Genomic DNA, 24,187 nt, shown 5'->3' with positions numbered 1-24,187 from the left:
GGCCCGCCCCGGTGCGACCGGGGCGTGGCCTTTAGTAATCCCGCTCGAAGAAAATGCCGACCGACGAGCCGCCTTCGCTGTCGGCGCTGCCGCGCAGCGTGATGCTGTCGGTCAGATCCAGATTGATCGACACTTCGCTTTCGCCCGTCGCATCGACCGTTACGTCCGTATAGAGCTGATCGCTGATGCGCCGACCGGCGCGCAGTTCGGTCGTGCCCTCGTCATTGACGGTGAAGTCGAGATCGTCGAGGCCCAGGGATTCCCGCGTGCGGCTGATGATCGAATTGTCCGCCCGCCCGGTCAGCGTCGCCACCGACAGCGCCAGCTGCGCCGCCTGAAACGGGCTGAGCGAGGTCAGCGCGCGCCCGAAGATCAGGCGGGCGAGGATCTCGTCATCGGGCAAATCGGGCACGGAAGAGAATTCGATCTCGGGGCTGTTCGCCTGCCCGGTCACGGTGATCGAGGTCACGACCCCTTCGCTTTCGGTCGTGGCGATCAGCGTGATGAAGGGCATGAAGCTGCCGATCATGCTGGCCGAACCATCGGTCAGCGTGAAGCGATTGCCCAGCAGGTCCAGACGCCCGCGCACCAGCGTGAAATCGCCCGCAGGCACCACGGCGCGGGTCGTCCCGCCAAGCCGGAGCGTCCCGGCCAATTCGGCATCCAGCCCCCGCCCGCGCACGAACACACCGCTGGGCGCGTTGATCCGCAGATCCAGCCGCAGCGGCACCGGCGCCGAGCCTACGCGTGTGCCTGTGGCGATCCCCGCATTGACCCGCGTGCGCAGGCTGGCCGCGTCTTCGCCCACATGGCTGAGATTCTGCAGCCCGAAGCCCGCGCGGCCAAGCGGCGAGTTGGGGATGCGGATCTCGGCCTCGTCCAGCGTCACGTCGCCCGATACCAGCGCGTTGCGGCCGATCTGGCCCACAAGCCGGACGGTCCCCGACACCCGCGCATCGAACAGGTTGGCCTGCTGCACGACAAGATTGCGCACCTGCACGCTCAGATCGGCATCCGCCCCCTGATCAAGCCGGATGCGCCCGCTGACCGTCCCGCTGCCGCCCGACAACGAGCGGCCCTCAAGCTGAACCTGCGCGGCCAGCCCGTCGAGTTGCGCCTGAGCCGAGACATCGGCAAAGGCGATGCCAGCGGCGGGCAATGCGTAGCGCCCGTTGCTGAGTGACACATTCATGCGCAACGCGTCGATCCCCGGCGCGCCGTTGATCGAGCCGTTGAAACGGATAAGACCAGAGACGCTGGCGGGTTCCAGCATCGCGTTCAGAAGCTGGCTTTGTACCTGACCGTCAAGCTGCACGGCCATGGTGAAATCCTCGTTCACCCGCCCGCGCGCCGTGGCGGTCATGCCTTGCGGGCCGGACGCGCGCAGATCCACGCGGTAGCCCGTATCGCCCGCCGCGCGCGCGACATCGCCCGCCAGCGTCAGATTGCCCGCAAGACCCGGCGCCAGTCGCCCGATATTCTGCAAAGCCGCCTCGATGGCGAAGCGCGCCTCGCCCGTGGATTGCTGCGCCCCGGTGATCGACGCCCGCACGCCATCCGCATCGAGCCGCGCGGTGTCGATAGTCAGCGCGCCGTCGGGCGTGGCGGTGGCGCGCGCTTCCAGATGCAGCCCGGTGCCGACCAGCGCATCGACCGGATCGATGCCGGTCACGATCGGTCCCTGCCCGTCGATGAACAGGCCGAAACGGGTCGTGCCGTCCTCGCCATTCATCTCGGCCCGGCCCGAGATCTGCCCACGCCCGCCCGGCCGCAAAGCCGCGACATCAAGCCGGTTGAGCCGCAGCGTCAGGTCCGGACGCTCGGCGGAATAGCTGCCCTCGGCTTCGAGATCCAGACGGGGGCCGGTCAGCGTCAGTTCGCTGACCTCGGTAACACCATCGACCAGCGACAGATCCGCCCGCAGGTTGTTCGAGCCGGTGAAGATGCCGCCGACGATCTGCGCCGCTGGCAGATCGGCCAGCGCAAGGTCGATGACCGACCCGTCAAGCTGCAGCCGCGTCGCCACCTCGGTTGTGGTCAGCGTCGCATCGAGCCGCGCCTGTCCGCCATAGCCCGGACCAAGCCGCGACAGGTCGCTGGCCACCAGACGCGCAGCGATATCGGCGGCGCTGGGTTCCAGCGAGCCTTCAGCATTCAGTTGCAGCGTGCCCGCCCGCAGATCGAGATTGCGTAAAGTCGTGCCTTCAGTATCGCGGCGGATCGACAGCTGGATCCCGGCCTGTCCGGCCAGCAGCGCGTCGGCCTCGGCGATACCCACCGACAGATCGGTGGTGGTCAGCTCGGCCCCGAGATCGAACGCCCCGGTCAGCGCGTTGACCGACCCGTCGATGGTGGCCAGTGCATGGCCGCCCACGGGCCGCTGCGCGAGGCCCGAGAAAACCGACAGGTCGGGCGCTTCGAGTTCGGTGAAGCCGGTGAAATTAAGCCCTTCGAGCGAGCCGTAAGCTGTCAGCGAGACGGTATCGCCTTCGAAGGTCAGGCCGGTCAGTTCCAGCGGATCGCCCGCCGAGGTCAGGCTCAGGCTGATGAGGCCCAGAAACTGATCCCCGAGCGCGCGCTGCACGTCCGGATCGCGGGCCTCGATGTCCTGCGCAGCAAATTCGAACACGCCCTCGAATAGGGGCGAGCCGTCGCCCACGACGCTGGTGCCCAGACGTCCGCGTCCCGACAGCGTGGTCGAACCAAGCGTCGCCTGCGTCAGATCCAGCGTGTCCACCTCGGCGCTGAGCGACCAGTCGCGCGAGACATCCTCGTCAAAGCCGATATGCAGCGTGGCGCTTTGCAGCATCGCCGCACCGCCGCTGCCCGGCAGAACCGTTGGCTCGCCGTCATCGCGCATGATCCCGGCCACAAGCTGCACGCGGCGCGGCAGGCCCTGCGGGCTGATCGCCGCGCTGCCATCGACTTGCATTGCGCCGGTCGAAATACTCAGTTCGGGCAGCGTGATTTCGCCGTCTTCGTCGCGCTGTCCCGTGGCGCGCAGGCTGGCCTGATCGCCGAAGAACGGATGCAGATCGGCGGCCAGCAGCGGGCGCAGATCACCGGCGATATCAAGGCTGAAACCGCCGCCGGTCAGCAGGCTGGTATCGGGCGATTCATCGATGAACGAAAAACTGCCGCTGACGCGCTCGGTGCCATCGGTCGACAGGGCGATATCGGCCTCGAAGGTGCTGATCGGCCCCTGCCCCGAGATAGACAGGCCCAGAGCGGGCTTGCCGGGGATGTTGAGCATCGTCGTGACCAGCCCGCCCTCGCCTTCGCTCAGATCGAGATTGAGCCGCAGCTCGCGCGTTTCGTTGTCGAAATTGCCGGAAAAGACGAATTGCCCGCCCGCCCCGTCGGTCCGATGCGCATCGAAACTGGCTTCGCCTTGTCCGCCCTGAAGCTGGGCGCTGCCGGTCAGGGTGAACTCCGCCGCTTCGCCCAGAATCGAGGCGCCCAGCGCGACGACATCGGCCCGGACTTCACCGATATTCACCGACACGGGCAGCTCGGGCAGGGCGAAATCGGGACGCGCCGTGCGGCTGGGCATCGCGGGCGTATCCGCCGCGTTCGTGACCGGCAGCCGCGCCAGTTCGATCCGCCCGGCGCTGAGTTCGTTGACCTGCACGCGGCGGTCGAACAAGGCGCTTCGGTTCCAGTCGATCACGACATCGATCAGCGTCAGCCAGACGCCCTGATCGTCGGAAATCGAGATTTCGGACACGGTGGCGCGCGAGGACAGCGCGCCCTCGAAGCCCCGGATGCGCACGTCGCGCCCGGCATCCGACAGCATGTCTTGCAGCATTCCGGCAAGGATGCCGACATCCTCGTCTTCGTTCTGCGGCAGGACCGGGGTCGCGGCCAGCGTCAGCAGGGTCAGGATCATCGCCAGCCAGCGCCAGCGGGGACGGCGCGGCCTCGGTGCCGGTCCGCCCGTTTCAGAGAGTGGTTTTCGGGTCATTAAAACGCCTGGCCAATGCCAAGGTAGAGTTGGAAATCATTGCCCGACACGCTGGCATTGCGGCGGATCGGCACCGCCACATCCAACCGCAGCGGGCCAATGGGGGTATCATAGCGCAGCCCGATGCCGCCGCCCGCCTGCCATCCGTAAACGCCCGAGAACGCACCGGAAGACACGGCGCCCGCATCCGCGAAGGCGACGATGGAATAGCTTTCGCGCACCCGGACGCGCAGTTCGGCCGACAGCGCCGCAAAGCCCCGACCGCCGGAATCGACGCCGTTGGTGGTCACGCCCAGCGATTGATAGGGCAGGCCCCGCACCGTGCCGCCGCCGCCGGAATAGAACAGATAGCCGCGCGGCGTGGCGTCGGTGGCCGCCCCCAGAACCGCCCCCAGTTGCGCGCGCGCGGCCAGCACGATCCGCCCGTCGGTTCCGACATCGTTATAGATGCGGCCGTCGAAACGCAGCCGCAGCCCGCTATCGGCTTGCGCGAAGCCCAGATAGGGCATCGCCTCGGACCACAGGTAATAGCCCTGCGTGGCGTTCAACGGCTCGTCACGGGTGTCATAGGTGGCCGAAACCGGCACACCGAGCGTGCCGAAATCCCGGTCCAGACCGGAATAATCGGCGGTCTCGAAACGCAGGTTGATCCCGCCGCTGACGGTAAGCGTGTCGCTGAAGCGCCGCACGAGCGAGGCGCTGGCCTCGTAAGCGTCGGCGTCGTAGTCGCGCTCGCTCATCCGCACGGCGTGCAGGCCCAGCTCCATATCCGTGTCGCGGTTGAACGTGGCCGGGCGCGTATAAAGCGCCGACAGGGTGAAGCCCAGACCGCCGACCTGCGCGGCGATGCCGTCGATCTCGGCTTCGAGCCGCAAACGCTCGGCCCCGCCCAGAAGATTACGGTGCAGCCAGAAACCGCTCAGACCGACGCCGTTCTCGCTGTCGAGCTCGGCGCCGAAACCGATGCGGCGCGGCAATGCTTCTTCCACGCTGGCGGTGACATCGACGGTGCCATCGGGATTGGGCGTCTCGGCGGTTTCCAGCACCACGGACGAAAACGCGCCGGTCTGGCGCAGCCGGGTCTCGGCGTCAGCAATGCTCTCGGGCGTGTGAAGCTCACCCCGGCGCAGACCGGCGATGGCGACGACGCGGCGGTCGCGCGTCCGCTCATTCCCCTCGGGGATCACGGTGCCGACATTCAGCCGCGGCCCCGGCGCCAACGACACGCGCACATCGAGCGCCTGCGCATTGTGATTGGCGACGACCTGCTGGCCCACGGATTCCACCAGCGCGTGCCCCTGCTCGCGCCAGGCATCCATCGCCGCACTCAGGGCGGCGCGCACGACGGTGCTGCGGGCAGGCTGACCGGGGGCGAATTCGGCGGGCAGTTCGGTACCGGGCGCCAGCGGCGCGATGGCGATCTCGCCGAAGGTAAATTGCGGGCCCAGCGCGATGTCGATGACGATGTTGTCGATGCGCCCGGGATTATTGAGCGGCGAGATATCCGCCGCCTCGCGCCCGTCGACGCGCACATGGATCACCGGCGCGTAATAGGCATCTTCGTAGAGCAGGTTGATAAGACGGCCATATTCCGCCCGCGCGGCGGCCATCAGATCCAGCGGATCGGTCCGCTCGGATCCCTCGGCGGTCAGCAGAAGCGAGCTGGCGCGCAGCGTCTCGATCAGCGTGTCCGAGGCCCCGGGTGCGTTCAGCTCAATGCTTTCGAGCGCCTTGGCCGGAAGAGTCCCCGCAAATGGCAAAGCCAGCGCCATGGCAGCCGCCATGGCGAGCCTGCGCCCGGGTCCGGGCTGACCGAGCAACCGTCTGAGCGCCTGTTCGCGCCGGGATTCAGGGCCCCCGGCGGCGCGCGGTATGATCCGCCGTCCTGCCGTCGCGTGTGTCACGCGCTGTCCTCTTTGTACCGCCTTTTGAAGCAGATGTCGCATAAAGGCCCCGATGTCACAACAACAGAGTGACGACAGGCCCGCGCCGCTTTCGTGCTGTGGCGGAAAGGTGCCTTGCGAAAGCGCATTGACCAGAGCTTGACCTTGCGGCACCACACGATCATGTCACCCCTGCACATGTGAAGGACCAGCCATGGCCGATTCCAGCATTCCGCAAGCGACGGTGTCCTTGTCCGGGCCCCTGCCCGGCCCCGTTCCCGCCGCGGCCGAAATGCCCCTGCAGGGCGACGCCGTGCTGAAGACGCAGTATCTGGTTCTGATGTCGATTGCGCTGTGTCACTTCATCAACGATGTGATGCAATCGGTGCTGTCGGCAAGCTATCCGCTGCTGCGCGACGAATTCGCGCTGAACTTCACGCAGATCGGCCTGATGACCTTCGCGTTCATGGGCACCGCCTCGGTCCTGCAGCCGCTGGTCGGCACGCTGACCGACCGCTACCCGTTCTCGCAATCGCTGACCGTCGGCATGGGCTCGACCATGGTGGGGCTGCTGCTTTTGGCCAATGCGCCGTCCTATCCCTACCTGCTGGCCGGCGCGTCGCTGATTGGTATCGGCTCGGCGGTGTTCCACCCCGAAGCGAGCCGCGTCACCCGCACCGCCGCCGGGCGCAAATTCGGCACCGCGCAGTCGATGTTTCAGGTCGGCGGGAATGCCGGGCATGCGGCGGGGCCGCTGCTGGCCGCGTTCATCGTCGTGCCGCTGGGCCGCGGGTCGGTCGCGTGGTTCGCGGCGCTGGCGCTGGTGGGCATGACGATCCTCAGCCTCGTCGGGCGCTGGCAGGCCGAGCATCGCCGCAAGAAGAAACGCACCGCTCCCGCGCGCGAACATGGTTTGCCGCGCCGCGTGGTGGTGATTACCATCGTGGTGCTGGCCTTCCTGACCTTTACCAAAAACGTCTACATGGCCTCGATCAGCGCCTATTATACCTTCTTCCTGATCGATCGCTTCGGGCTCAGCGCGCAGGAAGCGCAGATGATGCTGTTCCTGTTCCTTGCGGCGGCGGCGGCGGGCGTGATCTTCGGCGGCGTGATCGGCGACCGGATCGGCACGCGGGCGGTGATCTGGATCTCGATCCTGGGCGTGCTGCCCTTCACGCTGGCGCTGCCCTATCTCGACCTGTTCTGGACTGGCGTGATGACGGTGTTCATCGGCTTTATCCTGTCCTCGGCCTTTCCGGCGATCGTCGTCTTCGCGCAAGAGCTGGTGCCGGGCCGCGTCGGTCTGATCGCCGGGGTCTTCTTCGGCATGGCCTTCGGGATCGGCGGCATCGCGGCGGCCGCGCTGGGGCTGGTGGCGGACGCAACCAGCATCGCCACGGTCTACAAGATCTGCAGCTTCCTGCCGGTGCTGGGCCTGCTGGCCGTCTTCCTGCCGCGCCTGAACGAAGCGAGGGCCTAAAGCGGCCCCTTGCCCGCGCCTTCCGCCCGCGCGGTGCGCCTGAGCCATTGCCGGAACAACCGTGCGCCGGGCGACAGCGAGCCCGGGCGCGACACGATGTAATAGCCCAGCCCGTCGCCGTCGCCTTCGTACAGGCGGACCATCTGGCCCGAGCGGATATCCGGCTCGACCAGCGCCGAGGCCTGAATGGACAGGCCCAGCCCGGCGCGCACCGCGCTGACGACCATCCCGTTGTTGGCCAGTTCGCGCGCGCCCACGGTTTCGAAATTCACGCCGATCACCGCGCCCCACAGCCTTTGCTCGCTGGAGCCCGTGGAAAAGAACCAGTCATGCGCCTTCAGCTTGCCCAGATCTGCGAGGCTGCGCGCCTTGTCATAGCTTGGCGCCGCGACGACCGAGAAGCGGTTCTCGGTCACGGGCTCGGCCTCGAGCCCCGGCCAGTTCCCCTGTCCGAAGCGGATCGCAAGATCGATCCCGTCGCGGCGCAGATCGGCCAGCGCGATGCCGGGCACCAGCCGCACCTCGACATCCGGATGCGACGCCCAGAAACCGCCGATGCGCGGCATCAGCCAGCTTTCGGCGAAAGAAGGGGTCAGCGCCACCACCACCGGCCGTACCCGATTGCGGTCGCGCAGGCGCGTCACACCCTCGGCGATGCGGCCGAACCCGTCGCCAAGCGCGGCGGCCAGCTCCATCCCGGCCTCGGTCAGCGCCATGCCCTGCCCTTCGCGCCGGGCCAGAGGTTCGCCGAACTCGGATTCGAGCTGCCGCAGATGCTGCGAGATCGCGGCATGGGTCACGTTAAGATCGCGGGCGGCGGCGGACAGGCTGCCCAGCCGCGCCAGCGCGTCAAAGGCCCGCAAGGCCGAGAGCGAGGGAATCTCTTTCCAGTCCATCCTGTATTGTTAGCACAGCTAACATAACAAAAACCATCCGAACTTCAGAATCACGGCGGGATTTGGCACATAGGGAACAGTCAAGAACACGCCATGCCACCCCAAGGAGATCCCTCATGTTCGGCATTCTGAATTCCGCCTTCCGCGTTGCCACCCGGACCGAAACGCAACCCGAGCGCAAAGCTGCGCCGCAGCAGCGCGACCGGCGCTCGACCCTGCCGTGGTTCGACGATGCCCCCGTCAGCGCGCGTTCGGGCCGGCTTCCGGGTGAGAGCTGGTCTGACAGGTTCTGACCTGTTGCCGCGCTCCTTGCAGCGCTCTGTGCGCCGCCCGGTCTTTCCGGCGATAAACCCTTGCGAAACCCTGTCCCCCGGCGCGGCATTGCCGCATCGGGGGCGCAGTGTTATCTGAGCTTCAAAATAAGGACATAACAGGAGCCGGACATGGCTGCGGACTACATCGTCAAGGACATCTCGCTTGCGGAATTCGGCCGCAAGGAACTGGACATCGCCGAAACCGAAATGCCCGGCCTGATGGCCTGCCGCGACGAGTTCGGCACCTCGAAGCCCCTCAAGGGCGCGAAGATCGCGGGCTCGCTGCACATGACCGTTCAGACCGCCGTGCTGATCGAGACGCTCAAGGCCCTCGGCGCGGATGTCCGCTGGGCTTCGTGCAATATCTATTCGACGCAGGACCACGCCGCCGCTGCCATCGCCGCGACCGGCACGCCGGTCTTCGCCATCAAGGGCGAAACGCTGGTCGAATACTGGGAATACACCGACCGGATCTTCCAGTTCGGCGGTGAAGGCGGCACGGCCAACATGATCCTCGACGATGGCGGCGACGCCACGCTCTACATCCTGCTGGGCGCGCGCGTCGAAGCCGGGGAAACGGGCCTGATCGACGTGCCGACCTCGGAAGAGGAAGAGGCGCTGTTCGCGCAGATCAAGAAGCGTCTGGCGGCCTCGCCCGGCTGGTTCACCAAGCAGCGCGCCGAAATTCAGGGCGTGTCGGAAGAAACCACCACCGGCGTTCACCGTCTCTATGACCTGCACAAGAAGGGCCTGCTGCCCTTCCCGGCGATCAACGTCAACGACTCGGTCACCAAGTCGAAATTCGACAACAAGTACGGCTGCAAGGAATCGCTGGTCGACGGCATCCGCCGCGCGACCGACACGATGATGGCCGGCAAGGTGGCCGTGGTTTGCGGCTATGGCGATGTGGGCAAAGGCTCGGCCGCCTCGCTGCGCGGCGCGGGCGCGCGGGTGAAAGTGACCGAGATCGACCCGATCTGCGCGCTTCAGGCGGCGATGGACGGCTTCGAAGTCGTCACGCTGGAAGACGTGGCCGCAACGGCGGACATCTTCATCACCACCACCGGCAACAAGGATGTCATCCGTCTCGAGCATATGCGCGAGATGAAGGACATGGCGATCGTCGGCAATATCGGCCATTTCGACAACGAAATTCAGGTCGCCGCGCTGAAGAACCACAAATGGACCAACATCAAGGATCAGGTGGACATGATCGAGATGCCCACGGGCAATCGCATGATCCTGCTGAGCCAGGGCCGCCTGCTGAACCTCGGCAACGCGACCGGGCACCCGTCCTTCGTGATGTCGGCCTCGTTCACCAATCAGGTGCTTGCGCAGATCGAGCTGTGGACGAAGAAGGGCGAATACGCGCCGGGTGTCTACATCCTGCCCAAGCATCTGGACGAAAAGGTCGCGCGCCTGCATCTGGACCGGATCGGCGTCAAGCTGACCGAGCTGAAGACCGAACAGGCGGAGTACATCGGCGTCACCGTCAACGGCCCCTACAAGTCCGAGCATTACCGCTACTGATCCCGGCAACCGGGACCTGCCACGACAGAACGGAGGCCCCCGGGCCTCCGTTTGCGTTTTCGCCCCCGAACTCAGCGCAAGGCAGCGAGAGCGCCCAGTTCCTGCCCCGCGCCTGCCCTGCCCCCGCGCAATCATGAACCTGTTCACCATCTTGCTTGCGGCCCGCGCGAACTTGGGGCCATAACACCGGCAAACGGACAGGAGGCTTACATGCGCATCATCGTCTACGGGGTCGGCGCGATCGGCGGGGTACTGGCGGGCGCGCTGGCGAAATCGGGGGCCGAGGTGATCGGCATCGCGCGGGGCCGGATGCTTGAGGCGGTTCAGGCCAAGGGCCTGCGGGTGATGAGCCCCGACATGGACGAGGTGATCGCGGTACCGATGGTCGGCTCGCCGGCTGAGATCGACTTTCGCCCCGATGACGCAATCCTTCTGTGCATGAAGACGCAGGACACCCAGCCCGCGCTGGAAGCGCTGCGGATGGCGGGCGTGACCGATCAGCCGATCTTCTGCACCCAGAACGGCGTCGCGAACGAGCCTCTGGCGCTGCGGATGTTCCCCAACGTGCACGGCATGACGGTGATGCTGCCGGGCACCTACCTGACCCCCGGCGAAGTCGTTTCGCATTGCACGCCCAAGCTGGGGATGTTCGATATCGGCCGTTTTCCGAAAGGCTCCGACGCCGCCGACGAAGCGCTGGTCGAGCTGCTCTGGCCCGCCGGTTTCGCGGCGTTCGTGAAGCCCGACGTGATGGCGTCGAAATACGGCAAGCTGCTGCTCAATCTCGGTAATATCTCGGGCGCGGCCTTTGGTCCCTCGGCGCCGGATGGCGCGTTGCGCAAGGCCGCGCAAAGCGAAGCCATCGCTGTCTACAAAGCCGCTGGCATCGATTTCGTCGATGTCAGCACCAAGGACGAGCGGCGCGAGAAATACATGAACCTGCGCGAGGTTCCCGGCGCGCCCGCGATGTCGAATTCGACCCTGCAGAGCTTCCAGCGCGGCAATTCGGTCGAGACCGACTACATGAACGGCGAGATCTGCTATCTGGGCCGCCTGCATGGCGTGAAAACCCCGGTCAACGATGCGCTGATGGCGCTGGCCGTGCGGATGCTGCGCGACGGGATCGAACCCGGGACGCTGGATCTTCAGGCCACGCTGGCCGAGCTGGGGCTTGCCTGAGCGCGGGTTGCGCGGATGAAAATGCTGTTGAACTTGGCCTTTCAAGGTTACATCCCTGTCAAGGGCGCCTCTGCCCCTCCGATACCCGAGGTTCCATCATGTCGCGCTTGCTTGCCATCCTGACCCTTGTCGTCTCGGTGACCTTCGCCGTGTCGCCGTTCTTCGTCACCAGCTTCGCAGGCTTCGATCCCAGCCTGTTCCCGGTGCCGCAGGAAAACCCGCCGGTACAGCCCGCAGGCTATGCCTTTTCGATCTGGGGGCTGCTCTATGTCTGGCTGATCCTGTCGGCGGTGTTTGGTCTCATCAAGCGTCCTGAGCATCCGGCATGGCAGCCCGCCCGGCCCTGGCTGCTGGCCAGCCTTGCCATGGGCACGTTCTGGCTGGCGCTGGCCGAGCGTACGCCGATTGGTGCGACGGTGCTGATCTGGGCGATGCTGGCGACCGCTCTGGTCGCGCTGTTCAAGACGCCCAAGCGTGATCGCTGGTGGTTTCAGGCGCCCATCGCCACCTATGCGGGCTGGCTGACGGCGGCGGCGTCGGTTTCGGTCGGTCTGCTGCTGGCAGGCTGGGGCATCATGGACGCCACGCCCGCAGCGCTTGTCGCGCTGATGATCGCGCTGGTTCTGGGGCTTGTGGTGCAGTCGCGGGTGATGCGCGCGCCGGGCTACGCGCTGGCGCTGATCTGGGCGCTGATCGCGGTCGTGGTACGCAATGGCGATCCGCTCAACACGCCGGTTGCGGGCCTTGCCGCGCTGGGGGCCGTGCTGTTTGTGGCGATGCTGGTCCTGCGCCGCCGGATGGGCAAAGGCGCGGCCTGACCGCCCAATTCCGGGATTTAAGGCGCGGACGGGTTTACACCGTCAGCGTCGTCACCTCGCCCTCGCAGATCACGGCAGGATCATAAGCCTTGCGCCCGAAGACCTCGCGTACCATCGGCGCGAAATGGTCCAGCGGAAGGCTGTCATAGTCCGGATCGAACGAGGATTGATCCCAGCGCTCGCAGAATTCGGCGCAGGCATCGAAACAGGGATGGTCGCGGAACCGCTCGCGCGCGTTACGGTCCCAGCCATAATGATGGCCGTAATAGAGCATCTGGAAAATCCCGTGATGCTCGACCACCCAGGCGACATCCCAGCGCACGAAGGGGCGGATCACCTCGGCCGAGAAACGGTCGTGGTTCTGCGGGGCCAGCCCGTCGCCGATATCGTGCAGCAAGGCGCCGACAATCCAGTCGAGATCGGCCCCATCGCGCTCGGCCCGGGTCGCGGCCTGCAATCCGTGCTCGAGCCGCGTGATACGATAGCCTTCCAGCGTCGCCTCGCCGTGACGGGCAAGCTCGGCAAGGACGCGCTCGGCGGTGGTGGCGATAAAGGGTTTTTCCAGCTCGGCCAGTAGCGCGTAATCCTCGGCCGTGCCGTCTTTCATGCGGGTGAAGGAAACCGTCTGCCCGGACATCAGAACAACACCAGCACACCGCCCATGATCGCGCAGGCAATCGCCGCGTAACCGCCGTCGATCAGGATCAGCACCTTGGGACGCTGCGAAAAGAAGATGTTCAGCGCGATCCACGGCGCGATCAGGAACAGCCCGATCCCCAGCCCCGCGACGACGCCGTCATTGACCGAGACGACGGCGGACATGGTGAAGATATGGCGCATCATGCCCACAACGAGCAGGATGCAGAGATAGGCGCCGAGATAGGTCACAGGATTGGCGCTGTCGCGCGGCGCGCCCTTGTCGTCGGTGGGCACGCCCGACGCCGCCACCCAAGCCCGCGAGAATACGCCGTACCACAGAGCGCCGATGGCAAAGCCCACCACCGCCGTTACGATGACTGCGAGAAAATCCATAAATTGCGCTCCCTTACGCTTTTCCCGCAGGCTAGCGCGACAATCCGTCGCTGGGAAGTTGTAAGTGACACCCGGATTTTCTCGGGCCACGCGCCGTGCCTTACAGACCGCCCATCTTGCAAACGAGCTTCCATTCGTCTTCGGTCACCGGCTGCACCGACAACCGCATCGACGTCACCAACGACATCTCGGACAGCTCGGGCGTGGCCTTGATCTCTTTCAGGCTGACGGGACGCGGCATCGGCTTGACCGCGCGGATATCGACGCAATCCCAGCGCGGATCATCGGTCGTGCTGTCGGGATGCGACAGCGCGCAGACTTCGGCGATGCCGACGACTTCCAGCCCGATATTCGAATGGTAGAAGAACACCGTGTCGCCCAGTGCCATCGCGCGCATGTTGTTGCGCGCCTGATAGTTGCGCACGCCGTCCCATTCCTCGCCCGCTTCGCCCTTGGCGACCAGCTGATCCCACGAGAACTTGTTGGGCTCGGATTTCATCAGCCAGTGGGCCATCAGCCGATCACCTTTTTCCATTCTTCGATGCGCACCTTGGCGAACAGACCCGCCCGCGCATAGGGATCGTTGGCCGCCCAATCCTCGGCCTCGGCGCGGTCGGCCACGTCGATCACCACCAGCGAGCCGGTCATGTGGCCGTCTTCAAGGAACGGCCCCGCCATCACCGTTTTCCCGGTCGTGTTGAGATAGCCGAGATGTTCGTCGCGGGTGGTTTTCCGAAGCTCTTCGCATTCGGCCTTGTCTGTGCAGATCAGGGCAAACAGGGGCATGGTGTCTCTCCTCAGGCTTTCGCGCCGCGTTTGCCCGAGCCGATAAGCGGAGCGGCGGCAGTGTCAAGCGGCCAGCGGGGCCGGGCGCTCAGGGTCATGTCGTCTTGCGCGCCGAGCCGCAGGCGTTCCAGCCCGGCCCAGGCGATCATCGCGGCGTTATCCGTGCACAGCGCAAGCGGCGGCGCAACGAAGGGAATATCGCCCGCCGCTGCCGTCAGCCGCTCGCGCAGCGTGGCATTGGCCGCGACGCCCCCCGCCACCGCAAAAGCGGTGATGCCGGGGCATTGCGCCAGCGCGCGGCGGGATTTCTCGGCCAGCACATCGGCAATCGCCGCCTGAAACCCGGCGCAGAGATCCGCGCGGTCCTGCCGGGTCAGCCCGCCCTTGTCGGCCACCACCGCATCGCGCGCGCGCAACAGCGCGGTTTTCAGGCCCGAAAAGCTCAGATCGCAGCCGGGCCGGTCCAGAAGCGGGCGCGGGAACGCGAAGCGCTTGGGATCGCCCTGCTTCGCCTCGGCCTCGACTGCGGGACCGCCCGGTTGCGGCAGGCCCAGAAGCTTGGCGCATTTGTCGAATGCTTCGCCCGGCGCATCGTCGATCGTCCCGCCAAGGCGCGAAAAGCTTTCCGGCCCGTCGACACGCAGGAATTGGCAATGCCCGCCCGAGACCAGCAGCATCAGATAGGGAAAATCCAGCCCGTCGGTCAGCCGTGGCGTCAGCGCGTGACCGGCCAGATGGTTCACCCCGACCAGCGGCAGGCCGGTAGCAGCGCTCAGCCCCTTGGCGGTCATCACCCCCGACAACACGCCGCCGATCAGCCCCGGCCCGGCGGTGACGGCGATGGCATCGAGATCGCAGAGCGTCAGCCGCGCACGGCCCAAAGCCTCTTCGATCACCAGATCCAGCTTTTCGGCATGGGCACGCGCGGCGATTTCCGGCACGACACCGCCGAAGGCCGCGTGCAGCTCGGTCTGGCCGGCAACGATATTGGCAAGGATTTCGGGCGCCGCGCCGTCAGCCGCGCGAACCACAGCCGCGCCGGTATCGTCGCAGCTCGATTCAATGCCGAGGATTGTCAGCGTCCGAGTCATGTCCGTCCGGTTGCGTCTGGCCTTTAGACGGGGGTAGCATCGGCGCTCTTCGCAGACAATGCCACGAGACATGCCGATGCTGCCCCTCATCCTCTGGACACGGCCCGACCCCGAAAGCGCGGTGTCGGCGAAAACGGCGCAGGATCGCTGCCCCGCGCACGAGCCGATCATCGCGCCGCTCTTCGGTGTCGCGCCCGCGCCCTATGACCCGGCGGTGTTCGAAGGGGCGAAAGGGCTGATCCTGACCTCGGCCAATGCCGTGCCCGCATTGCCGCCGTTGCCGCCACTGAAAGCGTGGTGCGTCTGGCGCAAGACCGCCGCCGCCGCGCGCGCGGCCGGGTTCGACGCGGTGGCCGCCGGGGCCGAAGCGGGCGAGTTGATCGACGCGCTGCGATCCGAACACCCCGAGGGGCCGCTGGTCTATGCCCATGGCGTGCACTGGTCGCGCGACGTCGTCGCGGCGCTGCCGGAACTCGAGATCCGCAGCGTCGCGGTCTACGAATCGCGCGCGAAACCGTTCCCGCCCGGTTTGCCCGACAGGCTCGCCCGCGCCGGACGCATCTTCGCGCCGCTCTATTCACCGCGCGCCGCGACGGAACTTGCGCGGCAGCCGGGGGTTGTATCCCTGTCCGGACTTGTGCCCGTGGCAATCAGTGAAGCCTGCGCCGACGCCCTGCCCCGTTCGCTGCGTGCCCGTGCAATCATCGCCGAGGCCCCGAATGGCGACGCGGTCATCGCTGCGTTGGCGGAAGCGATGTCGCAGGACGCCCCGGCGGCTTGAGACCCCGATGGGGGCAGGCTAAGACTCAGAAAGGTGCCCGGTTCTGGCGCCGCGAACGTGACTGGAGGTATCGATGGCCCGTAATACGCGTAGCCGACCCAAGGCAGAGACCCCAGGGGGCAAGGCGGAAGCCATCGACGACACCGACGGGACGGGCGCCGACACCGCGCCCGCCACGCCGTCATCGCCCGGCACGGCCAAGGGCAGCGCCAAAGGCTCGGCCAAGAACACATCCAAGAGCGCGGGCACGAAAAGCGGCGCGCGCAGCAAGACGGCCGCCGCGCGCTCATCGTCTGACAGCGTGACGTCGGCAAATGCCGAAGACGACACGACCGGCCCCGAACTGGCGCCCACGCCGGAAACCCCGCCCGCCAAGACGCCCGACCTGATCGAAGGCGTCGAAGACACGCAAGAGGCGAGCGCACCCGCCGACGCCGCCGAGCCGCCTGTCAGCGCGGCGGATCCGGCTCTGACCGCCTCGGACGACAGCGCGGCCCCCGCGCGGCTGCCTGCGGGCACGCCGGCACCGGGCGGCGATCCGCGCAAGCCGGGGGTGACCATGACCCCCGCAGAAACCGCGACCGCGCCATCGGTCGAAAGCACAGGGCACACGCCGCCGCCCGCGCCCCCCGCCGCGCCCGCGTCTTCGGGCGGTGGCGGCGCGATGCCGATGATTCTGGGCGGCTTCGTCGCTGCCGCTCTCGGCGCACTGGCGGTGCTGATCTTCCTGCCGAACGGATGGCAGGGCGGCACCGACAACAGCGATCTGGCCGAACGGGTGAGCGCGCTTGAAACACGGTCGACCGGGCTGACCGCGTCGGACCTGCAACCGCTTGAAGACCGCGTTGCCGCGCTGGAAAGCGAACTGGAAAGCGATCAGGGCGCCATCGTCGACCTGTCCCCGCTGCAAGACCGCGTGACGGCGCTGGAATCGCAAGAGAGCGACGGCGTAAGCGAAGAGGCGATGAACACCGCCATCGGCGCGCTGACCTCGCAACTGGCCGAGCTTGAGGCGAGCATCGACAGCCGCATCGACAGCGCGGTCTCGACCGCCACTGCCGATGCCGAGGCGGCGCTGCAACAGCGCGCCGACACTGTCGAGGCACAGGCCGAAGATGTCGAAGCCCGTCAGGCCCGGACCGTCGCGCGCGGCGCGCTGGCCGAACTGACCGCCGCCAGCGAATCGGGCGAACCCGCGCCTGACGCCCTGACGCGGCTGCAGGACGCGATCGGCGACGCAGTGCCCGAGCCGCTGAACGCGATGGCGGACGGCATCACCCCGCTTGCGACGCTGCAAGACGACTTCTCGGTCGCCGCGCGCGCGGCACTGGCGGCGCAGCCGATCCCGGAAAACGCCTCGCTCGGCGAACGGGTCAGCGAATTCTTCCGCGCCCAGACCGGCGCGCGCTCGCTCGCGCCGCGCCCGGGCGATGATGTGGATGCCGTGCTGTCGCGCGCCGAGGCCGCCCTGCGGCAGGGCGACATCACGGGAACGCTGAGCGAACTCGATACGCTGACGGGCGACCCCGCGGCGGAAATGGCACAGTGGCGCGCCAAGGCCGAAACCCGGCTGAGCGTGCTTCAGGCGTTGGACGATGTCCGCGCGCAACTCGATCGTGACGAGGAGTAACCGACGATGTTCTGGACCGTACTGAAGATCGTTTTGTTCCTCGCGGTGGTCGCGGGGCTCGTGCTGGGTGTCGAGGCGCTCACCAATCAGGAAGCCGGGCTGCGCATTGCCATCGCCAATACCGAGTTCACGCTGGGGCCGGTGCAGATGGCGATTGCCGCCATCCTGCTGGTGGCCCTGCTGTGGCTGCTGATGAAGCTCGCGGGACTGCTGGTCGCAACGTTGCGTTTCATCAATGGCGACGACACCGCGATCAGCCGCTATTTCGAGCGTAACCGCCAGAAGCGGGGCCTTGGCGCGCTGACCGACGGGTTTCTCGCGCTGGCCGCGGGCGATGGCGACAAGGCGCTGAACAAGGGCCGCCGCGCCGAAAGCCTGATGGAAGAGCAGACGCTCACCAACCTGCTGATCGCGCAGGCGGCGCAGACCAAGGGCAACACCCAAATGGCCGAGGAGTATTACAAGCGCCTGCTCGACGATGACCGCGCGCGGTTTGTTGGCGTGCAGGGGCTGATGGCTCAGCAGGTCGAAGCGGGCAACGACACCAAGGCACGCAAGCTGGCCGAGACCGCGCTCAGCATCCGTCCCGGCCATGCGCCGACGCAGGACCGGCTGCTGGCGCTGCAAAATCAGGCGGGTGACTGGCCGGGCGCGCGCAAGACGCTTCTGGAAACGTCGCGCACCGGGCGGCTGCCCAAGCCCGTCTACAAGCGCCGCGATGCCGTGCTGACCCTGCAGCAGGCCGCCGCCGAAGACGCCAAGGGCAACACTCAGGTCGCACAGGATCTGGCGATCGAGGCGAACAAGGAATCGCCCGAGCTGATCCCAGCCGCCGCCGCTGCCGCCCGTGCGTTGGCCAGTCGCGGCAAGCCCAATCCGGCTTCCAAGGTGATCCGCCGCGCGTGGAAAGCGCAGCCGCATCCCGAACTGGCGCAGGCCTATGCCGCCATTGCGCCCGATGAAACCGCCGCCCAGCGCGCCACCCGGTTTGAGTGGCTGCTCTCGACGGTTCCGGGGCCCGAAGCGCAGATGACCCGTGCCGAGCTGCTCATCGCGGCCGAGGATTTCCCGGCCGCCCGCCGCGCCATCGGCACCCTGCACGAATCGCATCCGACGCAGCGCGTGATGACCATCATGGCCGCCATCGAACGCGGCGAAGGCTCGCCCGACGCGGTGGTGCGGGGCTGGCTGGCCCGCGCGCTGATCGCGCCGAAAGGCCCGCAATGGGTCTGCGATAACTGCGCGCATGAGCACGCGTCGTGGCAGGCGATCTGCGGCCATTGCGGCGCTTTCGACACGCTGTCGTGGAAGGAAACCGCCGACACGTCGGGGCCCAGCGCGACCGGGACCGAGATGCTGCCGCTGATCGTCGGCGCCCTGCCCCCGGCCGAGGCCGAAGCCGCCGCCGAGGCGGAAACCATCGACCCCGAGCCAGAAGCGCCCGCGCCCGAGGTGGAAGAACCCGTGACCGAGGCCCCCGCCGCGACGCCCCAAGATGCGGACACCGCTGAGGACAAACCGCAGAGCCAGAAGGCCGAAGACACGCAATCCGCCGATCCCGACGCCGAGGGCGAGGATCAGAAGGTCATCGATCTGGCACAGACACGGCGGATGGGTCTGTAAGCCGGGCACAGCCTGCAAGGGAACGCGCCGGGCCGAAAAAAGGGGCTGGATACGCCCCGGGCCCGGTGCTAAGAGCAGCCCGTTCGCGGCGCCGGGCCGGGAAGTCTCAGGCTTCCAATTGACACTGCCCGGCAATCGTTTAGACGATGCCCGCGATGGCCCTTTCAGGGCCGGACCGAGAAGAGTGCCGCTGTAGCTCAGCTGGTAGAGCACGTCATTCGTAATGATGGGGTCGGGGGTTCGAGTCCCTTCAGCGGCACCATTCTTCTCTCACCACCTCCCACGCCGATCTTCGCCGAACCGGGTGCTGCAACCACGCAGCGCCCTTGATCCTGCGCTGTTGCAGACGATTATTCATGGCAGAACCGGACAGGAGACGCCCATGCCCCTTCGCAACCCGCATCGCCGCGCCTTTCTTGCGCAGGCTTCGGCTCTGGGCGTGCTTGGCATGGCCACGCCGCGCGCGCTGTTCGCGCAGGAAACGGCGGACCTGGTGCGCTTCGATCCCGACGCGCCGGTGCTGGGCAATCCCGATGGCGACGTCACGCTGGTCGAGTATTTCGATTACCAATGCGGGTTTTGCAAAGCGATGCATCCGCTCATCACCGATCTTGTCGCCCGCGACGGCAATACCCGGCTGGTGCTCAAGGACTGGCCGGTTTTCGGCGTGGCCTCGGTCTATGCCGCGCAGCTGGCTCTGGGCGCGGCCTCGCTGGGTCAGTATGCCGAGGTCAATCACGCGCTGATGGAGACACGCGGCGAGCTGGCTTTCGACGTGATCGCCGATATCGTGGGCAGCGTGGTCTCTCCAGACGAGGCGATGGCCGCCTATGACGAGAATCGCGCGCGCTGGGATCCGCTGCTGGCGCGCAACGCCGCGCAAGCCGAGACTTTCGGCTTTTACGGCACCCCCTCTTTCGTGATCGGCAGCGCGCAGTTCCACGGCGCGATGGACCTGCCCGAGCTGGAAGCCGCCATCGCCGATGCGCGGGCGTGACACGCCAGGAACCGCGTTAATCCAGAAGCAGCGACACCACCGCGTCGGGAGCGGTGACATGGGCATTGTGCGGCTGACCCGCCAGCTGAACGGCCCCGGTATCGTGACGCTGCATCGCGGACAGGCTGACCATCGGGTCATCACTTCCCGCCGCGACCCGCAGCGGCGCCTTGACCGCCGCGAAGATCGCATCGATGTGCGGACCCACGGCAGTGAAGACGCGCGGATCCATGGCCAGCCGGTATCCCCCGCCCTCGGCGACCACACCGCGCGCCATTTCGGGCGCGACTTCGGGCCCGTCGGGCGGAACAAGGCCCCAGAGCCCCGACACCTTGGCGAAGCGCTCGCGGGCGTCGGCCTCGGTCGCGAAAACCCGTGTGGGTTTGACGGCAAGCGCATGGGCCCCGGCGATTTCCTCGTCGTCCCAGTCGAGCTTCGTGCCCAGTGTCACCAGCCGCGCGGGGGGCAGACCGAACAGCCCGCCAGACGCCAGCGCCCCGACCACGCCGCCAAAGGAATGACACAGAAGAAGCGTCTTTTCCGGGTCCTCGTCCGCCAGCAGCGCGGTGACATCGGCGGCATGATTGCCAAAACCGAACGGCCCGCCAAGCTGTGAGGCCCCGTGCCCGCGCAGATCCGGGGCGATCCAGCGGCAGCCGCGCGCCGCGATCAGCGGCGCGACCCGGTGCCAGACCGCGCCGGTCGCGCCCAGCCCGTGCAACAGCACGACCAGCCGATCGCCCGAACCGCCGCGTTCCGCGTAAAGCCCCGTTTGTCCCTGTGCCGTCATGCCATTTCCCCCTGACGCGCAGGCTGCGGCGGACGGGTGCAGGCGTCAAGCGCCGCGCACAAGCGCGTAGCCCGATGACTCGGGCATTTGTTCATGTTATGTTCGGACCCAAAACAACCCGTTGAGCAGCCCCATGTCCCGTCTCGATCTGGCCGGAAAACTCGGCATTCTTGCCGATGCCGCGAAATATGATGCCTCTTGCGCGTCGTCCGGCGCAACCAAGCGCGATTCGAAAGGGGGCAAGGGCATCGGCTCGACCACCGGCAGCGGCATCTGCCACGCCTATACCCCGGACGGGCGCTGCATTTCGCTGCTGAAGATCCTGCTGGCCAATGCCTGCATCTTCGACTGTCATTACTGCATCAACCGCAAATCCTCGAACACACGGCGGGCACGATTCACGGCACGGGAAGTCGTGGATCTGACGCTGGATTTCTATCGCCGCAATTACATCGAGGGGCTGTTCCTGTCCTCGGGCATCATCCAGTCGCCCGACTACACGATGGAACAGATCGTCGAGGTCGCGCGCAGCCTGCGGCAGGACCATCATTTCCGCGGCTACATTCACCTGAAGACCATCCCCGACGCCGATCCCGCGCTGATCCATGCGGCAGGCGTCCATGCCGACCGGGTGTCGATCAACGTGGAACTGCCCACCCGCGACGGTCTGACCCGCCTTGCGCCCGAGAAATCCGAACCCCGGATCGAGGGCGCGATGGACGGGATGAAGACCGCCATTCTCGACGGCAAGGACGCGCGCAAACGCTACCGCCACGCGCCGCGCTTCGCGCCCTCGGGGCAATCGACGCAGATGATCGTCGGTGCGGACGCCGCCACCGACCGCGATATCGTCGGGCGGGCCTCGGGGCTGTACCAGCGCTTTTCGCTCAAGCGGGTCTATTACTCAGCCTTCAGTCCGATCCCCGATGCCTCGGCCGTGCTGCCGCTGAAGCGCCCGCCGCTGATGCGCGAGCACCGGCTTTATCAATCCGACTGGCTGATGCGGTTCTATGGCTTTGCCCCGACCGAGGTGCAGGCCGCCGCCGATGACAGCGGAATGCTGCCCCTCGATATCGACCCGAAACTCGCATGGGCGCTGAAATTCCGCGATGCCTTTCCAGTCGACGTGAACCGCGCCCCGCGCGAGATGCTGCTGCGGGTGCCGGGGCTGGGCACGCGGGCGGTGAAGAACATCCTCGCCGCGCGCCGTCACCGCAGCCTGACGCTGGCCGATCTGGGGCGCATGACCACGTCGATCACCAAGCTCAGGCCGTTCCTGATCGCCGCCGACTGGCGCCCGGTGGCGCTGGCCGACCGCGAGGATCTGTCAGCGCTGGTCAAACCGAAATCCGTGCAGCTGGAGCTGTTCTGATGCACGTCGTCCGGCTGGCGCGCGAGGATGACATCGACGGCTGGCGCGAGGCCGCGCGCGGGCTGGCCTGCGCCGGGGTGCCTGCAGATCAGGTGCTCTGGCAGGTGGGCGACGCTGCCGGCGACCTGTTCGGCGAGACGGCGCAAGCGATCCCTGCAGGCGGCGCGCTGAGCGTGCCGAAATCCTTCATGGCCTTGGCCAGCCGCGCGCTGCTGCATGCCGAGCCGCAACGCTGGGCCCTGCTCTATGCGCTGCTGCTGCGCGTTCTATGCCAGCCCGGCATGATGGGCGACCGCGCGGACACGGCGCTGCGCCGGGTGACGATGCTGGAGCGGCAGGTGCGGCGCGACATCCACAAAATGCGCGCCTTCGTGCGGTTCCGGCAGATGCAGGACGATGACGGCCCGCGCTATGTCGCGTGGTTCGAGCCCGAACACCACATCCTGCGCGCCAATGCCGGTTTCTTCACCGGCCGCTTCGCCACGATGCGCTGGTCGATCCTGACGCCGCTGGGCTGCCTGCACTGGGACGGCGAAACGCTGTCCGAGGGGCCACCCGCCGCCAAGGGCGATGCCCCCTCGGACGACCCGGTCGAGGCGGTCTGGCAGACCTATTACCGCTCGATTTTCAACCCGGCGCGTCTGATGACCAAGGCGATGCTGTCGGAAATGCCCAAGAAATACTGGAAGAATATGCCCGAAACCGCGCTGATCCCCGAGTTGATCGCCGGCGCACGCGGGCGCGAGCTGGAAATGATCGAACGCTCTAGGCCCGCAGCCGCAGCGTCGCCAGCCAGGCCAGCGCCGCCATCGCCCCGGCCACGGCCAGACACAGGACCACTCCGCCCAGCTGATAGCTGACGCCCGACAACAGCGTGCCCAGAAGCCGCCCGGCGGCGTTCGACATGTAGTAAAAGCCCACGTCGCGGGTGATGCGGTCGGCCTGTCCGAAGGCAAGGATCAGGTAGGAATGGACCGAGGAATTGACCGCGAAGACGAAGCCGAACAGCAACAGGCCCGCAATCAACGTCACGGTCAGCCAGTCCTGCGGCCCGCCCGCCAGCCACGCCGCCAGCGCCAACGCCAGCGGGATCGGCACCAGAAACCCGGCCCATCGGATCGCCTTGGCCGTGGTGTCGCCCTCGCGCAGGATACGCGGCGCCAGCGCCTGCACGGCGCCGTAGCCGATGATCCACAAAGCCATGAAACCGCCGACGATGAAGAATGCCGTGCGCCGCCCCTCGTCGGTGCCATCCGACAGGACCGCGTGGAAATAGACCGGGATGCCGACCACGAACCACACGTCGCGCGCGCCGAACAGGAACATCCGCGCCAGTGACAACCGGTTCACGCGCGGATCGGACGACCGCCAGCCCGCGAAGGTCGCGCTCTTGTCCTTGGCGGGCAGGCCCGGTGGCAGGAACAGCGCCACCGCCAGCAGGATGACGGCCAGCACACCGGCCATGACCCACAGCGACGCGGCAAAGCCCGCCAGCGCCAGCAGCGCCGCGCCGAGGAAAAAGCCCGCGCCCTTGACCGCGTTCTTCGAGCCGGTCAGCACCGCCACCCAGCGAAACAGCCCGCCTTCGGGCGCCAGCAGCTTGACGGCGGATTTCGACGACATCTTGGCCAGATCCTTGGCCACGCCCGACACGCCCTGCACCGCCATGACAAAGACGACTGAGGCCGCGATGGACCAGCCCGGATCAAGCTGCGTCAACGCCAGCAGGGCGGCGATCTGCAAGCCGAGGCCGGCATAGAGCGTCGCGGCCAGCCCGAACCGCGCGGCCAGGAAGCCCGCGTAGAGATTGGTGATGATCCCCGCGACCTCGTAAAGCAGGAACAGCCAGGCCAGCTGCACCGGGCTGAAGCCCAGTGCGTTGAACTGCAACAGCACCAGCATCCTGAGCGCGCCGTCGGTGAGCATGAAGGCCCAATAGGCGGCGGTGACGGCGGCATAGGCGCGAATGGGATGGGCAACATGCATGGCGGCGCTCCGGGCGGAGAGTGCGGAACCGGGGG

The 24,187-nt window shown here is 67.0% G+C and carries 21 protein-coding genes and 1 tRNA gene; 12 read left to right on the top strand and 10 right to left on the bottom strand.

The window, feature by feature from the left end; all coding sequences use genetic code 11:
• Positions 1–31: 31 nt before the first annotated feature.
• Both JI664_RS16375 and JI664_RS16370 read right to left on the bottom strand, forming a co-directional pair.
• Positions 32–3,964 carry a translocation/assembly module TamB domain-containing protein gene (locus tag JI664_RS16375; protein ID WP_207014840.1) on the bottom strand — a complete coding sequence of 1,311 codons (3,933 nt, stop codon included), beginning with the start codon at positions 3,962–3,964 and terminating at the stop codon, positions 32–34.
• Complete coding sequence (locus JI664_RS16370) at positions 3,964–5,748, bottom strand: autotransporter assembly complex protein TamA (RefSeq protein ID WP_207014839.1); 1,785 nt, start codon at positions 5,746–5,748, stop codon at positions 3,964–3,966. The genes JI664_RS16375 and JI664_RS16370 overlap by 1 nt, the downstream gene beginning before the upstream one ends.
• A gap of 391 nt (positions 5,749–6,139) precedes the next feature.
• Here JI664_RS16370 and JI664_RS16365 point away from each other — a divergent pair, with 391 nt between their 5' ends.
• A complete protein-coding gene (locus JI664_RS16365; protein WP_207014932.1) occupies positions 6,140–7,327 on the top strand; it encodes an MFS transporter in 1,188 nt (395 codons plus the stop codon).
• Here the strand turns inward: JI664_RS16365 and JI664_RS16360 are convergent.
• Positions 7,324–8,223, bottom strand: coding sequence for a LysR family transcriptional regulator (locus JI664_RS16360; RefSeq protein WP_207014838.1), 900 nt, complete (start codon positions 8,221–8,223; stop codon positions 7,324–7,326). The genes JI664_RS16365 and JI664_RS16360 overlap by 4 nt on opposite strands.
• Positions 8,224–8,339: 116 nt before the next feature.
• Between JI664_RS16360 and JI664_RS16355 the strand changes: the two genes are divergently transcribed.
• From JI664_RS16355 to JI664_RS16340, 4 genes are all read left to right on the top strand, one after another.
• Positions 8,340–8,516, top strand: a complete 177-nt coding sequence (locus JI664_RS16355; RefSeq protein ID WP_207014837.1) for a hypothetical protein — start codon at positions 8,340–8,342, stop codon at positions 8,514–8,516.
• Between the two features lie 150 nt (positions 8,517–8,666).
• A complete protein-coding gene (gene ahcY, locus JI664_RS16350; protein WP_207014836.1) occupies positions 8,667–10,067 on the top strand; it encodes an adenosylhomocysteinase in 1,401 nt (466 codons plus the stop codon).
• 210 nt (positions 10,068–10,277) lie between these two features.
• Positions 10,278–11,246 (top strand): ketopantoate reductase family protein, encoded by a 969-nt coding sequence (locus JI664_RS16345; RefSeq protein ID WP_207014835.1) that lies wholly within the window; start codon positions 10,278–10,280, stop codon positions 11,244–11,246.
• A gap of 98 nt (positions 11,247–11,344) precedes the next feature.
• Positions 11,345–12,064 (top strand): hypothetical protein, encoded by a 720-nt coding sequence (locus JI664_RS16340; protein ID WP_207014834.1) that lies wholly within the window; start codon positions 11,345–11,347, stop codon positions 12,062–12,064.
• 34 nt (positions 12,065–12,098) lie between these two features.
• Here the strand turns inward: JI664_RS16340 and JI664_RS16335 are convergent, their stop codons facing one another.
• From JI664_RS16335 to tsaD, 5 genes are all read right to left on the bottom strand, one after another.
• Positions 12,099–12,671, bottom strand: coding sequence for an HD domain-containing protein (locus tag JI664_RS16335; RefSeq protein WP_207014931.1), 573 nt, complete (start codon positions 12,669–12,671; stop codon positions 12,099–12,101).
• 29 nt (positions 12,672–12,700) lie between these two features.
• Complete coding sequence (locus JI664_RS16330) at positions 12,701–13,096, bottom strand: DUF1761 domain-containing protein (RefSeq protein WP_207014833.1); 396 nt, start codon at positions 13,094–13,096, stop codon at positions 12,701–12,703.
• 100 nt (positions 13,097–13,196) lie between these two features.
• On the bottom strand, positions 13,197–13,610 hold the full coding sequence (locus tag JI664_RS16325; protein ID WP_207014832.1) for an EVE domain-containing protein: 414 nt from the start codon (positions 13,608–13,610) through the stop codon (positions 13,197–13,199).
• Complete coding sequence (locus JI664_RS16320; RefSeq protein ID WP_207014831.1) at positions 13,610–13,882, bottom strand: YciI family protein; 273 nt, start codon at positions 13,880–13,882, stop codon at positions 13,610–13,612. The genes JI664_RS16325 and JI664_RS16320 overlap by 1 nt, the downstream gene beginning before the upstream one ends.
• Positions 13,883–13,893: 11 nt before the next feature.
• Positions 13,894–14,973, bottom strand: a complete 1,080-nt coding sequence (gene tsaD / locus JI664_RS16315) for a tRNA (adenosine(37)-N6)-threonylcarbamoyltransferase complex transferase subunit TsaD (RefSeq protein ID WP_207014830.1) — start codon at positions 14,971–14,973, stop codon at positions 13,894–13,896.
• Between the two features lie 76 nt (positions 14,974–15,049).
• On the opposite strand from tsaD, the gene JI664_RS16310 reads away from it, so the two are divergent.
• The 5 genes from JI664_RS16310 to JI664_RS16290 all read left to right on the top strand — a co-directional run bounded on the left by JI664_RS16310 (position 15,050) and on the right by JI664_RS16290 (position 20,004).
• Positions 15,050–15,754 carry a uroporphyrinogen-III synthase gene (locus tag JI664_RS16310; RefSeq protein WP_207014829.1) on the top strand — a complete coding sequence of 235 codons (705 nt, stop codon included), beginning with the start codon at positions 15,050–15,052 and terminating at the stop codon, positions 15,752–15,754.
• 73 nt (positions 15,755–15,827) lie between these two features.
• Positions 15,828–17,384, top strand: coding sequence for a COG4223 family protein (locus tag JI664_RS16305; protein WP_207014828.1), 1,557 nt, complete (start codon positions 15,828–15,830; stop codon positions 17,382–17,384).
• A 6-nt stretch (positions 17,385–17,390) separates the two neighbouring features.
• Positions 17,391–19,007, top strand: coding sequence for a heme biosynthesis protein HemY (locus tag JI664_RS16300; protein ID WP_207014827.1), 1,617 nt, complete (start codon positions 17,391–17,393; stop codon positions 19,005–19,007).
• 186 nt (positions 19,008–19,193) lie between these two features.
• A tRNA-Thr gene (locus JI664_RS16295) sits at positions 19,194–19,269 on the top strand.
• A gap of 120 nt (positions 19,270–19,389) precedes the next feature.
• Entirely contained in the window at positions 19,390–20,004 is a 615-nt protein-coding gene (locus tag JI664_RS16290; RefSeq protein WP_207014826.1) for a DsbA family protein, read from the top strand.
• Between the two features lie 16 nt (positions 20,005–20,020).
• On the opposite strand, the gene JI664_RS16285 is transcribed toward JI664_RS16290, so the two are convergent.
• Positions 20,021–20,794, bottom strand: coding sequence for an alpha/beta fold hydrolase (locus JI664_RS16285; protein ID WP_207014825.1), 774 nt, complete (start codon positions 20,792–20,794; stop codon positions 20,021–20,023).
• Positions 20,795–20,927: 133 nt separating this feature from the next.
• Here JI664_RS16285 and JI664_RS16280 point away from each other — a divergent pair, with 133 nt between their 5' ends.
• Complete coding sequence (locus tag JI664_RS16280) at positions 20,928–22,166, top strand: putative DNA modification/repair radical SAM protein (RefSeq protein WP_207014824.1); 1,239 nt, start codon at positions 20,928–20,930, stop codon at positions 22,164–22,166.
• Positions 22,166–23,026 (top strand): TIGR03915 family putative DNA repair protein, encoded by an 861-nt coding sequence (locus JI664_RS16275; protein WP_207014823.1) that lies wholly within the window; start codon positions 22,166–22,168, stop codon positions 23,024–23,026. Before JI664_RS16280 ends, JI664_RS16275 begins: the two co-directional genes overlap by 1 nt.
• Here the strand turns inward: JI664_RS16275 and arsJ are convergent.
• Positions 22,932–24,152, bottom strand: a complete 1,221-nt coding sequence (arsJ, locus tag JI664_RS16270) for an organoarsenical effux MFS transporter ArsJ (protein WP_207014822.1) — start codon at positions 24,150–24,152, stop codon at positions 22,932–22,934. The two genes, JI664_RS16275 and arsJ, sit on opposite strands and share 95 nt — an antisense overlap.
• Between the last annotated feature and the right edge of the window lie 35 nt (positions 24,153–24,187).

This window comes from Rhodobacter sp. NTK016B, assembly GCF_017303295.1.
In the GTDB taxonomy this organism is placed as follows: Bacteria; Pseudomonadota; Alphaproteobacteria; order Rhodobacterales; family Rhodobacteraceae; genus Pararhodobacter.
This window is presented reverse-complemented; position numbering and strand designations above follow the sequence as displayed.